This window comes from Pseudomonas sp. NGC7 (genome assembly GCF_047159675.1).
GTDB classification, from domain to species: domain Bacteria; phylum Pseudomonadota; class Gammaproteobacteria; order Pseudomonadales; family Pseudomonadaceae; genus Aquipseudomonas; species Aquipseudomonas kermanshahensis.
In genome coordinates this window covers 284,997-299,025 of record NZ_BAAFZY010000001.1, presented here as the reverse complement: position 1 = coordinate 299,025, position 14,029 = coordinate 284,997, and the positions used below count along the sequence as shown (strand labels likewise).

Below are 14,029 nucleotides of genomic sequence, written 5' to 3'. Positions count from 1 at the left end.
AGGCCAGCGAGACGTCGCTCTCGCGCCCCGCTGGCAGAGGTAAAGCCTTTTAACCGGTGATCAGACGCTGATGCACAGGTATTTGATTTCGAGGTAGTCCTCGATACCGTATTTGGAACCTTCGCGGCCCAGGCCCGAAGCCTTGATACCGCCAAACGGTGCGACTTCGTTGGAAATCAGGCCGGTGTTGATGCCAACCATGCCGTATTCCAGCGCTTCGGCAACACGGAACACACGGCTCATGTCACGGGCATAGAAGTACGAAGCCAGGCCGAACTCGGTGTCGTTGGACATGGCGATGACTTCGGCTTCGTCCTGGAAGCGGAACAGCGGCGCCAGTGGGCCGAAGGTCTCTTCCTTGGCGACAGCAGCGGTCTTCGGCACGTTGACCAGAATGGTCGGCTCGAAGAAGTTGCCTTCGATCAGCTTGCCACCGGCCAGCACCTTAGCGCCTTTGGCGACCGCGTCTTCGATGTGTTCCTGAACCTTGGCGACAGCTTTGCCGTCGATCAGCGGGCCAGTGGTGGTGCCGTCTTCCAGACCGTTACCGATCTTCAGCTTGGCCACTGCAGCAGCCAGCTTCTCGGCGAACGCGTCGTAGACGCCGTCCTGCACGTAGATACGGTTGGCGCAGACGCAGGTCTGGCCGTTGTTGCGGTACTTGGAGATGATCGCGCCTTCGACTGCCTTGTCCAGGTCAGCGTCGTCGAACACGATGAACGGCGCGTTGCCGCCCAGCTCCAGGGAAACCTTCTTGATGTCCTTGGCGCATTCTTGCATCAGCTGGCGACCGATTTCGGTCGAGCCGGTGAAGGACAGTTTGCGAACCAGGGAGTTGCCAGTCAGCTCGCCGCCGACTTCGCCAGCGCTGCCGGTGACGACGCTCAGCACACCAGCCGGGATGCCGGCACGGTGAGCCAACTCGACCAGGGCCAGAGCGGAGTACGGGGTCTGCGAAGCAGGCTTGAGCACCATGGTGCAGCCAGCGGCCAGGGCCGGGCCGGCTTTACGGGTGATCATGGCCGCCGGGAAGTTCCACGGGGTGATGGCCGCGGTAACGCCGATTGGCTGCTTGATGACGATCAGGCGCTTGTCAGGCTGGTGGCCTGGGATGGTGTCACCGTAGACGCGCTTGGCTTCTTCGGCGAACCACTCGATGAACGAGGCGGCGTAAGCGATTTCGCCTTTGGCTTCGGCCAGTGGCTTGCCTTGCTCGGTGGTCATCAGGCGAGCCAGGTCGTCCTGGTTCTCGATCATCAGTTCGAACCAGCGACGCAGCTTGGCCGAACGCTCTTTGGCGGTCAGGGCGCGCCAGGCCGGTAGGGCCTTGTCGGCGGCTTCGATGGCGCGGCGGGTTTCCGCGGTGCCCATCTTAGGCACGGTACCGATGACTTCGCCGGTGGCCGGGTTGGTCACCTTGATGGTCTGGCCATTGTCCGCATCCAGCCACTCACCATTGATATAGGCTTGCTGGCGGAACAACTGAGCGTCTTTGAGCTGCATGTCGGCTTCCCGAATTGTTGATTGTTGAAAAGCGCCCAAAGCAGGGCATCGAGCGTTTGAAATCTCAAACGAATGCTAAGCGGCTGCTGGGGTGTAGGACAATAGGCTGTTCGAAAAAAAGAACGAATGGTTGAACAGCCTGGGGAAATTTCATGATTTTTTACACCGCATCCGGCCTCTTCGCGGGCAAGCCCGCTCCCACAGAGTGCACATCCCTAGGAGATTGTGGAGATCCTGTGGGAGCGGGCTTGCCCGCGAAGAGGCCGATACAGGTTAGACGATCGAGCGGGAAGAAATGTGAAGGGAGGACCGACGGCCCTCCCAGACGGGATGGATCAGAACGCCTTGCCCAGGTCTATCACCAACGCCCGATACCCGACACTGCCCGGCTGCCGGCTGTGCACCTTCAGCTCCACCAGCACCTCCTGCGTCCCGCGGCGCACCTCATTGAGCACGGTGGTAGTCAGTTTCTCTGGGGTGAGGAAATTCACCGAGGCCGAATAGATGAACTGGGTATCGGTCTCGGGCCGGTAGGCCACCACCGAGGTCACCGGGCTGTACCATTCGTCACCGCGCGCTTTGCCGTACTCCCACACCTGCTCGACCGTGCCCTTGGCCTCGTCGATCTTGTACTCCACCGCGCGGCTGTAGTTACCGGCCAGCTTGGTTGGCGCAAAATCGCGCCCCCAGCCGTTGTCGAACACGGTCAACGTGCCTTTGCCCGCGAGCCAGGCGGTGTGCTGGGTCCAGGACCAATCGAAGCCTTCGCTCTGCACCGGCGTCAGCACCTTATCCTGCAAGCGCTGCGGCCACCCCTGCGGCGAGGCGAGAATCCACTTCACGGTTTTGTCACGGCCGATCTTCACCACGCCTTGATGGCGTGCTGAAACGATGATGCTGTCGTCATCTGCGTCGTAGTCGATGGCATTGACGTGCGCCCAGTTGCGCCCGGTGCCAACGCCTGGGGTGTCACCGAACGGCAGGTCGCCTTCGGCCAGTTCGTTGGCCAGCCGGTCTTCGTGCTTTTGCACGCCGTCGGGCAACTGGATCGCCGCCTTGCCAAGGGTTTCCAGCAGGTCGCCGCGGTACGGGTCGAGGATCTGGTTCAGGTCCCAGAAGTCCAACACATCACCCGCTTCGCTCACCTCGATGATGTGGTCACGGATCGAGCGCACGCGCTTGCCGTCTGGCCGGCGATAGTCGCTGGTACCGACCCGCAACAGGTAAGTGCCGTTGGCGGTCTCACGGATTTCGTGGGAGAAGTCGGCAAACTTGTCCGGCAGGCTGCGTTGCCAGATGCGCCGGCCAAGCAGGTCGTATTTGGAGTAAGTCTGGCCCTGGCCCCAGATCAGCTTGCCGTCACGGGTCTGCTGGAAGCCCATGGTGCCGCCCAGGCCGTCCCGGCGGTTGGAATCGTGAATCTGCTCGATATCCAGGTACCAGCGCACGTCGCCATTACTGTCGGCGATCCAGTTGTTGCCCACTTGGTCCCACTCGGCTGCACCGCCCAGGGCATTCCACTTGAAGGCGCGGCCGCCCGGGATATCCCCCTGCAGGTGGTTGAACAGGTAAAGGCGATTTTCAAAGCCGGGCGCTACCTTGATGGGTTCGACCTCTGGCAACGCCGCAGTCTGCTTCGCCACCACAGGCAGGCGCACTGCCGGCGCATAGACCTGATAACGCTCGCGGATGCGCTCGCCATCGAGTTTGTAGGTCACTTCAACCTGGTTGACGTAGTCGGGGTACAACCCGAACACCGGGATGCCGCCATAGGTCCACAGCGAGCGGTCCGACACCTCGTAGGCGATGTCTACGCCCCGCTCGCCGCGGCCCAGCACGCGCACATGGGCCGCACTCAGCGTACGCCCGCCATCGCGGATGATGGCCGTCAGCGGTGCCAGGCGGTAAGGGTTGACCACCACGTCGCCCAACAGCGCCTCATTAGGCCCGGGGACCTTGGCTGTGAGGCAGGCGCCTTCAGGCAATGCAGGGGTTTCGGTTTTAGCATTCATGGCAAAGCTCCTTGTGCTCAGAAGTCGTAACGGGCGGTAGCGCCGAAGGTGCGAGGGGTGCCGAGTACCCCGGCATAGCCACCGTTGGCGGAGTTCCACAGGCTGGTGAAGTAGGTCTTGTCGCCGGCGTTTTTCACCCACAGCGACAGGTCGAGCACGCCGTCGCCCTGGTCCAGGCGTACGCCGGTGGAGAGGTTGACCAGCGCATAGCTGGGGATCTGGCCGAAATCAGAGTCGTCGATGGTGCCCACCGCCTTGGAACGGAAGGCGTAGCTGGCGGTGACGTAGGGCTCGACGCGCTCGGCCAGCTGCCACTTGTACTGGGCGTTGAGGTTGGCGATGTACTTGGAGGCGCCGACCACCTGATGGCCTGACAGGTCGCAGGTGGCGGTGGCATTGGCCAGGCTGACTTCGGGCGGGCATGGCGCATCGTCGTACTCGGTGTAGCGCACGTCGTTCCACGAGCCGTTGAAGTTGACCGTAAGGCCGCGCACCGGCAGCGCTGTGGCCTCGAACTCCAGGCCACGCGAACGCACACGCCCCGCGTTGGCCAGGTACTGCACGCGGTTGGCCTCGTCATACACGTTGGCCTGGTAGCCATGCACTTCGGCCCAGAACAGGTTGGCGTTGAGCTGCAGGCGATCATCCAGCAGCGTGCTCTTGACCCCTATTTCGGCGTTGTTGACCCGCTCGGTGCCGACCAGCAGCGAGTCAGTGCCCAAGCGCGGCGCGGCGCCCACGGTAAGGTTGATACCCCCGGATTTCTCGCCATGGGTCAGGGTGGCATAACCCAGTACCTGGTCGTTGAAGCGGTAACTCAGGCCCAGCAGGCCAGAGGGGCTGAAGCTGTACTGGTTGAGATCCCCCGAGTCGTAGGCCCCCACCCGGCCCTGGCGCGCCGCCGCTGCGGCGCCGGTGACCGCCGCGCCACCCGTAGGCGCATCACGGGTCACCCAGGCGCTTTTCTCCTCGTAAGTGCCGCGCACACCGGCGGTGAAGTCCAGGCGGTCGGTAAGGTGCCAGGTGCCCTGGGCGAACAGCGCATAGCTGTCGGTGTCGATGTGGCCATCACCGAGGGTGTTGACGTTGTTCAGGGCGCCCGCCGGGGTGATGTTCCAGATGTCTGCCTGAGGGCCGTAATAGGTGAAGGACTTATTGTCCAGGTCCTGCTTGAAGTAGTACGCGCCCAGCACATAGTCGAAGGCGCCACCGGTCGGCGAAGCCAGGCGAATCTCCTGCGAATACTGCTTGTCGCGCACCGACACACCAGCGCTGTAGAACACCGGCACGTTGAGGCCATCGTCGTTGCGCGGGGTAAAGTCCCACCAACGGTAGGCGGTGATCGAGGTGAGGGTGAAGTCGTTGGGCAAGGTCCAGTTGGCCTCGACCGAAGTGCCACCCTGGAACACCGTCACCTGCTGATCGGCATCGAAATTGACCTTGCGGTCCTTGCCCGACACCAGCGTCGCGCCGGCCTGGGCAGCCAGGCTCTCGTAGCGGTTGACGCCGTTGATGGTCGGGCCGGTGCTATACAGGCTGAGGATGCCGTTGTTGGAATCTTCTTCGTTGTACTCGCCGATCCAGCGCAGGTTGAAGGTTTCGCTGGGCTTGAACAGCAATTGGGTGCGAAAACCCTGGCGCTTGCCGCCGTTGAGGTCGTCACCGTTGTGGATGTTCTTCACGTAGCCATCGTCTTCGGTGCGGTAGGCACTGATGCGCCCGGCCAGGGTGTCGCTGATCGGCCCGGAGAAGCTGCCCTGGGTCTGCAGGTAGCCATCTTCGCCAATCGACTGCTGAACGCTGCCCTCGCGGTGGAAGGTCGGCTTGCGCGTGGTGATGTTGAGCACACCGGCGGTGGTGTTCTTGCCGAACAACGTGCCTTGCGGGCCGCGCAGCACCTCCAGTTGCTCGACATCCAGCAGGTCGAACACGGCCATGCCGGGGCGACCGAGGTAGACGTTGTCCAGGTAGATGCCGACGCTGCCTTCCAGGCCATCGCTGGCCGGGTTGTTGCCCAGGCCACGGATCGAGATGCTCGATTGACGGGCATGCACATAGGCGACGTTGGTGCTGGGCACCAACTGTTGCAAATCCTGCACGCGGTAGATGCGCTGGGTTTCCAGGGTTTCGCTGTTCAGCACGCTGATCGGCGTGGGCACGCTCTGTGCGGTTTCTTCGCGACGGCGGGCGTTGACGGTAACGGTGCCAAGCTTGGCCTCCTGCTCCACGGCAGGTGCGGTGCTGACAGGCGCTTCGGCAAAGCTGCCAGTGGATGCCGCCAGCAACACGCCAGCGGCCAAGGGTTGCAGGGTGAACCGCGATGCGCGCGCAGGCCAACGGGAAACTCGGGACATGCTGATGCTCCTTGAGGCATGGGCCCTGAGCGAGCATTTCCGTTGGCGGAACCGAATCGCGGTCAGTCGGGCTTATATTCTTTTAAGTGATATAAATATTTGTAATTCATATTTAGTGGAATAAGTAACAGCCTTTATAAGGGGACTCACCCTTATCAGCAATTGCATTTGACCGAAGGTTTTAATGTAGAAAATGCATATCGATCTCCGTCAGCTGCGCCATTACATTGCCCTGGTCGAGCACCGTAGTTTCGTGGCCGCGGCCGCTGCGGTGAACCTGTCGCAATCGGCCTTCAGCCGCAGCATCCAGACCCTCGAGCACAACATCGGCTGCCGCCTGGTGGACCGCGCCAGCAAAGAGCTGGCCCCCACCCGCCAGGGTTTGCTGGTGTTGGAGCATTCACGGCGCCTGGTGCACGGGGCGCACAACCTGGTCAATGAAATTCACCAGTTCAACGGCGCCACCACCGGCGTGGTGCGCTTCGGCTCCGGCCCTGCGCCAGCGGGGGGCTTGGTGCCGCGGGCAGTGGCGCGCTTCGTCGCCGAATACCCAGCGGCGCGCACGTGTTTTCAGGTGGATAACTGGCAGGCGTTGAACCGCAAGCTGATCGCCGAAGAGATCGAGTTTTTCGTCGCCGACACGCGCCAGTTCGAGTCAGACCCGGATTACCGCGTGCACAAGCTGGCCCCGCAGCGCTGGCACTTCTGCTGCCGCGCTGGGCACCCGCTGACCACGCGGCAGGCAGTGCAGGCGCGGGACCTGTTCGAGTACCCACTGGCCACCACCTTTCGCCCGCCGAACATCCGCAAGGTCCTTAGCGACCTCAGCGGGCGGCAGGATTTTCTGCCCACGGTGGAATGCGAACATGGCTATGCGTTGCTGAATGTGGTGATGCATTCGGACACCATCGGCATTGCCTGCAATGCCAACCTGCGGCCGTATCAACGTGACGGGGGGCTGGTGGCGCTGAAGCTTTCGGACTTGGCGCCGGAGCACGAAGAAGCGTTTTATACCCGCTATGGGGTGGTGAGCCGGGTGGGGTATGGGTTGTCGCCGTTGGCGCAGGGGTTGGTCAGGCAGTTGATTGCCTGTGATACCGACCTATGAACAACCCTATCGCCCGCTGTGTGTAGGAGCAGCCTTGTGCTGCGAAGAGGCCGGTGCATGCCAAACGTAAAAAGCATGGCAGCACCGGCCTCTTCGCAGCACCAGGCTGCTCCCACAGGCTGGGCAGTACTTAGCCTTTACGGGTTGTGCGGCTCAGTTGCCCATCCACCCCCACCGGCACCTCACCCGCCAACGTCACCCGCCGAACCACACGCGGCTGGGTGCCATAGTCATCCACCGCATAATGCTGCGTCGCGCGGTTATCCCAGATCGCCACATCCCCCGCTTCCCAGCGCCAGCGCACGGTATTTTCCAAGCGCGTGACATGCCCCTGCAGCACGGCGAACAGGTGCTGCGAATCGGCCAGCGAATAACCCTTGATGCGCTTCACGAAGTGCCCCAACTGCAGCGCCCGCTCACCGCTGACCGGGTGCACGCGCACGACCGGATGCTCGGTCTCGTACACCGTCGAGGTGAACACTTGGCGATAACGCTCCAACTTGGCCGGGTCGACGTCAGGCTTGAGGGACGCGTAGTCGTATTCGTTGCTGTGCACCGCCCACAACTTGTCGGCCAGCTCGCGCAGTGGCTCGGGGAGCTCCTGGTACGCCGCTGCGGTATTGGCCCACACGGTATCCCCACCAGACGCCGGCGCCACCACGCTGCGCAGGATGGAGGCCTTGGGGTAGGCATCGACGAAGGTCACGTCGGTGTGCCAGGAGTTGGCCCGCTGGCCTTCGGCACCATCAAGTTGGAGCAGATAGCTGGTGCCATCGACCACCGGCACGGTGGGGTGGGCGACCGGCTCGCCCAGCAACTTGGCGAAGCCTTCCTGGCTCTGGTCGTCCAGGTGGGTCTGGCCACGGAAGAAGATCACTTTGTGCTCGACCAAGGCCGCCTGTATGGCATCGATCGTGGCGGCATCCAGGTCGGCAGAAAGCTTCAACCCGCGGATCTCGGCGCCGATACGGCCGGCAACCGGATGGATGTCGAGTTCAAGGGCGAGTGGCGCGGTGGCCAGGGCGGCATTGCTCATGGTCGTGGTCCTTGCGGTTATTGTCGGTTCAAAGGGTTAGCGGGCGGCCTGAACGGCCTGTTGCTGTTGCAGTGCGGTGTCGAGAAAGCGTGGTTCGACCCAGTCGGCAACCTTGAAGCCACGGCGGATCAGGCGCTCTTTGGCGGCCAGGTCGACGCCCTGCTGCAGTTGGGCCAGAAAATCAGCGTCCAGGCGTGGGTCGAAGTAATGCGCGAGGTTTTCCTTGGCCAAGTCATCGCTGAGGATGCTGCGCGGCCAGCTGGCGTTGTTTGCCACCAGGTCGACATAGGCGTCGCGGTTGTGTTCGTCACGCAGCCACGCGGTAGCCTGCTCCTGGGCATTGACCAGGCGCTGCACCAGGTCTGGGTGCTGGCGGATGAATTCGCCGGTGCCCAGCAAAACCGCTTGGGTGCTGCCGGCGCCTTGCAGGTCGCGGGAATTGACGGGCAGCTCGACCAGCCCACGTTCACGCAGCGACAGCAGGTTCGACAGGCCCCAGGTGGCATCGATCTGCTTGGCGGCGATTGCGGCGTTGGCAGCGTTGAAGTCGAGGTTGATCACCTTCAGGTCACGCTCGGACAGCCCCTGGCTGGCCAGCGCGCTGGCGAACGACAGCTGGTTGGCAGTGCCGCGGAACACCGCCACACGCTTGCCCTTGAGGTCGTGCAGGGTCTTGATGCCGGACCCCGGCACCACCCCCAGGTAGCTTTTCACCCCGCGCACGCCGGCCGACAGCACGCGGGTATCCAGGCCATTGGCCTTGCCGACGATCGCAGCCAGGTCCCCCAGGTAGGCAAAGTCGGCTTGGCCATTGGCCAGGGCCTCGTTCACCACCGGCCCTGCGCCCTTGAAGAAGTGCCAATCGATGCGGATGCCGTCCTTGGCGAATTCTTTCTCCAGCAATTGCTGGTCGCGCAGCACATCGACCACGCCCCCGGCGCTGTGTTTGCTGCCAGCGCTCAAGTCCGGCACGGCGATGCGGATGCTCTCTGGCTTGGCTGACTCGGCAGCGTGGGCGTTGAGGGTGAAGACCAGCCCAAGGGCGGTGATCAGGTGGCGTAGTGGGGTTTTCATGGCAAGGCTCCTTGGCAGGCTGCCACCGACGAAGGCCGGCGCTTTGGCCAGAAGCTAGGCAGGTCTGGTTAGAACCTCCAAAGATCAAAACTTCATTTTTTAGTAACCAGAAGGCATAAATCAGGCGTTATGCGGGCCTGCGGGGGGCTTGCGGGGAACGCATGGAAAATATGAGGAAAACGCAACGGTAAGGGGTTTGCGCATGCAAGGGTTGCATGCTCTTATCTCTTGAAATGCGCACTTATGAATTTTTAATTCCATTAGTGCATAAGATAACAACGCTTCGTTCGAGAGATGCCGATGAATGGAATTCTGAACAGGAGTTGGGGGTGGCTTCGGGGGCCGCTTCGCGGCCCTTTCGCGACGCAAGGCCGCTCCTACCAGAGGGCTGCGTACCTTTCTTGGGTATTGCCGCTGTTGATCGCGGTGTTGTGGGTGGTCGCCAGCCAGCAACACTGGATGAGCGAGCAGATTTTGCCGGCGCCTTCGCGGGTATGGGAGAGCGCGCTGGAGTTTGGCTCCGGGGAGCTTTGGGGGCACCTGTGGATAAGTGTGCAGCGGCTGTTCTGGGGCTTGGCGGTCGGGATTGTCAGCGGGTTGCTGCTGGGCACCTGGCTGGGGTCGTCGCGGCGGGCACAGACGCTGGTGCTGCCCACCTTCGTCGCACTGGCGCAAATTCCCACCCTGGCCTGGATTCCGCTGTTCATGCTGTTTTTCGGCATCGGCGAGTTGCTGAAGCTGGTGGTGCTGGTCAAAGCCGTGGTGGTGCCGGTCACCCTGCACACCCTGGTCGGCGTGCGCGATGCCCAACCCAAGCTGCGTGAAGCTGCAGCGGCGTTGCGTTTGCCACGTCACCTGTTGTTTCTGCGGCTGCTGTTGCCCGCCGCCCTGCCCGCCTTCCTCACGGGCGTACGCCTGGCCCTGGCTACCGGCTGGACGTCATTGCTGGCCGTGGAGCTGCTGGCCTCCAGCGAGGGCATCGGCTACCTGATGGTCTGGGGCCGGCAGTTGTTCATGCTCGACCTGGTGCTGCTCTGCATCCTGGTGATCGGCCTGGTTGGGGCGCTCATGGAGCAAGGCTTCTCGCGCCTGGAGAAACGCCTGCTGTTCTGGCCGCAACCCGCAACCGGCGAGCAGCAGCGCGGCCCGATCCCAAAAGGTTGGCAAAGCCTACTGCTGCCGATTGCACTGCTGGCACTGTGGCAGGTCACCAGCAACGTTGGCTGGGTCGACCAGAACATCCTCACGTCACCGCTGGGCGTGCTGCACACCCTGTTCAGCGGGCTGGCGGACGGCACGCTGCCACAGGCGTTGCTGCTGAGCCTGCAACGCACCTTGACCGGCCTGGTGCTGGGCGGTGGCGCGGGTTTGCTGGTTGGCCTGCTGCTGGGGCTTTCGCACCACGCCGAGCGCGTGTTCGGCCCGAGCCTGACGGCCGTGCGCCAAGTGGCGCTGTTTGCCTGGGTGCCACTGCTTACGGCCTGGTTCGGCCTGGGCGAAGGCGCCAAGACTGTGTTCGTGGCCCTGGCGGCGTTCTTCCCGTTGCTGATCGCCACCCAGCGCGGTATCGCCGGGCTGTCGCCTCAACTGGGCGAGGCCGCCCGCACCTTGCGCCTGAGCCTGTGGCAACGCTTGCGCCGGTTGGTGCTGCCCGGCGCTGCCCCGGCGATTTTCGCCGGCCTGCGCCTGTCGCTGATCTACGCCTGGCTGGGCACCATCGGCGCGGAATACTTCATGCCTTCTGACGGCGGCTTCGCCAGCCTGATGATCGGCGCCCAACAGCTGTTCCGCATGGACCAGGTGATGGCCGCCATGGTCCTGATCGGCCTGGTCGGCGCCCTGCTCGGCACCCTCGGACAACGCCTCGAATCGCGCGCCACGCGCTGGAGAACCGCATGAACGCCTTCAACACCTCGCACCTGCCTGCGGCCAATCAACCCGACGTTACCCCGCCATTGGTCAGCTTCGAGGGGGTCGGTAAGGTATTCCGCGTCGATGGCCAACCGTTGGAGGCCATTCACGATTTCAACCTGTCGATCAACGAAGGCGAATTCATCGCCATCGTCGGTGCGTCCGGCTGTGGCAAATCCACCCTGCTGCGCCTGCTGGTGGGGCTCGACACCGACTACAGCGGCAGCATCCGCGTCGACGGGCGCGCGGTCAGTGGCATCGGTGGCGAACGCGGGATCGTGTTTCAGGAACACCGCCTGTTCCCCTGGCTGACGGTGGAGCAGAACATCGCCCTAGGGCTGGTCAACGAACAGCTGACCCAGGGTGAGCGCGCCCGGCGCGTGCATGAATTTGTGCTGCTGGTCGGCCTTAGCGGGTTCGAGTCTGCTTACCCGCACCAGCTTTCCGGCGGCATGGCCCAGCGCGTGGCAATCGCCCGCGGGCTGGTGGCCAGCCCACGGATCCTGTTGCTTGACGAGCCCTTCGGCGCGCTCGATGCGCTGACCCGCCAGCAACTGCAGGATGAACTGCTGGCCATTCGGGAACGAGCCGGCATCACCACCCTGCTGGTGACCCACGACGCCGAAGAGGCCACCTACCTGGCCGACCGGGTGGTCGTGCTGGAACCGCGCCCGGGGCGGATCAAGTCGGTGGTTGAAATCGACCTGCCACACCCGCGCCTGCGCACAGGCGTGGCGCTGCATGGGCTGCGCGAGAAGGTGCTGCACCAGATCACCGGTGCCGGCGGTTACCTGCCACCCGTGGTTCGCCGGGTAGAAGGGCTGCGGCCCGAGCTGATCGCACTCTGATGGCCTGTAGGAGCAGCCTTGTGCTGCGAAGAGGCCGGCGATAACAGCACACGTCTGCGTTGCTGCCACTGGCCTCTTCGCAGCACAAGGCTGCTCCTACAGGCGTTATGCCCAAAGCACGGGTAAAAACAGCTACAGATCAAGGCGATGGACGCAACCGAAACAGATGGGTATCATGCGTGCGCGTTGCACTCGTAGCTCAGCTGGATAGAGTACTGCCCTCCGAAGGCAGGGGTCGTGGGTTCGAATCCCGCCGAGTGCGCCATCTTCGAAAGCCCTGGGATTATTCCCGGGGCTTTTTCGTTTGTGCGACATGTCGCGTTTCTGGTACTCCCGTACTGCAGAGCATTGGTGTTAGCGTGGGCACCTTCCCGTTTTTCGAACGGGTACCCCCAACAATGACTCGCGAAGGAATGCGCGCGCCCATGTACCTGAAAAAACTCACCGCTACCTCACTGCTGCTGGCCAGCATCGGCCTGTTCAGCGTACCGGCCCAGGCCAACCTCTCCCAGCAACAATCCGCGGCCATCATCAAGGCCTACGACGGCACAGAACTGGCGGACTTCAAACAGTTCATCGGCAAGCTCAACGGCAGCGACCTGGCCAAGGCCGACAACCTCGGCGAGACGCTGAGCGCGTACCTGGCCAACAAGCCGCTGGCCGACGAGCAGCAGAACGAAATCAACCGCCTGCTGGGCCTGTATACCCGCATCAAGTACGGCAAGGCCGCCACCGAGACCCTGCGCGAACTGGTGGCCATCCCCACCTTCAGCGTCGATGGTGTACCGCAGCACGAGAACCCCGAGTTCCTGAAGATCGCGGACAAGATCAAAGCCCTGGCCGAAGGCTTTGGCCTGACGTTCCGCAATATCGACAACCGGGTCTACGAGATCACCCTGGGCGAAGGCAAAGAAGTGGTCGGCATCCATGCCCACGCCGATGTGGTGCCGGTCAACCCGGACAACTGGAAGCTGGACGATGGCACTCGCCTCGACCCCTTCAAGGTCACGCTGGTGGGTGACCGCATGTATGGCCGCGGCACCGAAGACGACAAGAACGGCATCGTCGTGGCGCTGTATGCGCTGAAAGTGGCCAAGGACGAGAAGCTGCCGCTGGCCCGGCAACTCAAACTGCTGGTGGACACCACCGAAGAAACCAGCGGTGACGCGATCCCTTACTACTTCGAGCGCAACCCGACGCCCGACTACAACCTGGCGCTGGACGGCGGCTACCCGGTGGTCATCGCCGAGAAAGGCTACGGCACGGTCATGGCCACCTTCGCCAAGCGCGCCGCCACCGGCAAGGGCGCCGAAATCACCCACCTCACCGGCGGCCTGGCCACCAACCAGATCCCGACGACGTCGGTCGCCACCCTGGCCAGCGACAAGCCTGCCGAGCTGGCAGCCAGCCTGAACAAGGCCGGTGCCGCGTATGTGAAGGGCAACGGCGGTGATTTCAGCATCAATGCCAAGGTGGTTGGCAAGGACGTGCAGCTCACCGTGAAAGGCGTCTCGGCCCACTCCTCGGAGCCAGAGTCTGGGGTCAACCCGGTGGCGCGCATGCTGGTGTTCATCGATGGCCTGGGCAAGCAGGTGCCACTCAAGCACAACCAGTTCACCGACGCCGCCCGTTATGCCAGCGACAACTGGGGCCTGGACTACCTGGGCAAAAAGCTCGGCGTGGGCTTTGAAGACGCGTTCATGGGGCCGCTGACCGCCTCGCCGACCTTTGTCGGCGTGGACGACAAGGGGCTGAAACTGGCGGTCAACCTGCGTATCCCGAAGGGCAAGGAAATTGCCGTGATCAAGGATGACCTGGCGACCAAGCTGGATAAATGGAAGAGCACCAGCCACGTCCCGGTGGCCTTCGACTACAGCCTCGACGCGCCGATGTACCGCAACCCGGAGGGCGAGTGGGTCAAGGCCCTGCTTGCTGTGGCCAGCGAGAACCTGGGCATGAAGCACGAGTTTGGCACCTCGGCGGGGGCGACCTCAGTGCATGACTTGCCCAACGGCGTGCAGTTCGGCCTGGCCATGCCTGACGTGAAATACACCGGGCACAACGACAACGAGTTCAAGACCGTGGAGCAGTTCATGCTGGATCTGCAGGTGGTGAGCGAGATGGTCGCGCGCATCGGGCAGATGCCGAAGCTGTAGCGCAATCACCTGTAGGAGCAGCCTTGT

9 protein-coding genes and 1 tRNA gene are annotated in these 14,029 nt (G+C 63.0%); 5 read left to right on the top strand and 5 right to left on the bottom strand.

Annotated features, from left to right (window positions below; translation table 11 throughout):
* Positions 1–60: 60 nt before the first annotated feature.
* The 3 genes from gabD to ACMCNM_RS01330 form a co-directional block, all read right to left on the bottom strand.
* Positions 61–1,503, bottom strand: coding sequence for an NADP-dependent succinate-semialdehyde dehydrogenase (gabD, locus tag ACMCNM_RS01340; protein WP_027595154.1), 1,443 nt, complete (start codon positions 1,501–1,503; stop codon positions 61–63).
* Positions 1,504–1,838: 335 nt separating this feature from the next.
* Positions 1,839–3,515, bottom strand: a complete 1,677-nt coding sequence (locus tag ACMCNM_RS01335; protein WP_412763822.1) for an aryl-sulfate sulfotransferase — start codon at positions 3,513–3,515, stop codon at positions 1,839–1,841.
* Between the two features lie 17 nt (positions 3,516–3,532).
* A complete protein-coding gene (locus ACMCNM_RS01330) occupies positions 3,533–5,869 on the bottom strand; it encodes a TonB-dependent receptor (protein WP_099428053.1) in 2,337 nt (778 codons plus the stop codon).
* 193 nt (positions 5,870–6,062) lie between these two features.
* Here ACMCNM_RS01330 and ACMCNM_RS01325 point away from each other — a divergent pair, with 193 nt between their 5' ends.
* Complete coding sequence (locus ACMCNM_RS01325) at positions 6,063–6,977, top strand: LysR family transcriptional regulator (RefSeq protein ID WP_027595151.1); 915 nt, start codon at positions 6,063–6,065, stop codon at positions 6,975–6,977.
* Between the two features lie 130 nt (positions 6,978–7,107).
* Here ACMCNM_RS01325 and ACMCNM_RS01320 read toward each other — a convergent pair whose 3' ends face one another.
* Entirely contained in the window at positions 7,108–8,013 is a 906-nt protein-coding gene (locus tag ACMCNM_RS01320; RefSeq protein WP_027595150.1) for a TauD/TfdA dioxygenase family protein, read from the bottom strand.
* 36 nt (positions 8,014–8,049) lie between these two features.
* Positions 8,050–9,087, bottom strand: coding sequence for an ABC transporter substrate-binding protein (locus ACMCNM_RS01315; protein ID WP_412763821.1), 1,038 nt, complete (start codon positions 9,085–9,087; stop codon positions 8,050–8,052).
* A 300-nt stretch (positions 9,088–9,387) separates the two neighbouring features.
* Here ACMCNM_RS01315 and ACMCNM_RS01310 point away from each other — a divergent pair, with 300 nt between their 5' ends.
* The 4 genes from ACMCNM_RS01310 (at position 9,388) to ACMCNM_RS01295 (ending at position 14,002) form a co-directional block, all read left to right on the top strand.
* Positions 9,388–10,986 (top strand): ABC transporter permease, encoded by a 1,599-nt coding sequence (locus ACMCNM_RS01310; RefSeq protein WP_412763820.1) that lies wholly within the window; start codon positions 9,388–9,390, stop codon positions 10,984–10,986.
* Positions 10,983–11,846, top strand: a complete 864-nt coding sequence (locus ACMCNM_RS01305; RefSeq protein ID WP_050580764.1) for an ABC transporter ATP-binding protein — start codon at positions 10,983–10,985, stop codon at positions 11,844–11,846. The genes ACMCNM_RS01310 and ACMCNM_RS01305 overlap by 4 nt, the downstream gene beginning before the upstream one ends.
* Before the next feature lie 188 nt (positions 11,847–12,034).
* Positions 12,035–12,111: transfer RNA gene (locus ACMCNM_RS01300), tRNA-Arg, on the top strand.
* A gap of 160 nt (positions 12,112–12,271) precedes the next feature.
* Positions 12,272–14,002 (top strand): dipeptidase, encoded by a 1,731-nt coding sequence (locus tag ACMCNM_RS01295; RefSeq protein WP_412763819.1) that lies wholly within the window; start codon positions 12,272–12,274, stop codon positions 14,000–14,002.
* Positions 14,003–14,029 lie beyond the last annotated feature (27 nt).

Bases quoted from the DNA above. Each gene is read 5' to 3' on its own strand.
- gabD (WP_027595154.1), bottom strand. From the start codon at position 1,503: ATGCAGCTCAAAGACGCTCAGTTGTTCCGCCAGCAAGCCTATATCAAT.
- ACMCNM_RS01335 (WP_412763822.1), bottom strand. From the start codon at position 3,515: ATGAATGCTAAAACCGAAACCCCTGCATTGCCTGAAGGCGCCTGCCTC.
- ACMCNM_RS01330 (WP_099428053.1), bottom strand. From the start codon at position 5,869: ATGTCCCGAGTTTCCCGTTGGCCTGCGCGCGCATCGCGGTTCACCCTG.
- ACMCNM_RS01325 (WP_027595151.1), top strand. From the start codon at position 6,063: ATGCATATCGATCTCCGTCAGCTGCGCCATTACATTGCCCTGGTCGAG.
- ACMCNM_RS01320 (WP_027595150.1), bottom strand. From the start codon at position 8,013: ATGAGCAATGCCGCCCTGGCCACCGCGCCACTCGCCCTTGAACTCGAC.
- ACMCNM_RS01315 (WP_412763821.1), bottom strand. From the start codon at position 9,087: ATGAAAACCCCACTACGCCACCTGATCACCGCCCTTGGGCTGGTCTTC.
- ACMCNM_RS01310 (WP_412763820.1), top strand. From the start codon at position 9,388: ATGAATGGAATTCTGAACAGGAGTTGGGGGTGGCTTCGGGGGCCGCTT.
- ACMCNM_RS01305 (WP_050580764.1), top strand. From the start codon at position 10,983: ATGAACGCCTTCAACACCTCGCACCTGCCTGCGGCCAATCAACCCGAC.
- ACMCNM_RS01295 (WP_412763819.1), top strand. From the start codon at position 12,272: ATGTACCTGAAAAAACTCACCGCTACCTCACTGCTGCTGGCCAGCATC.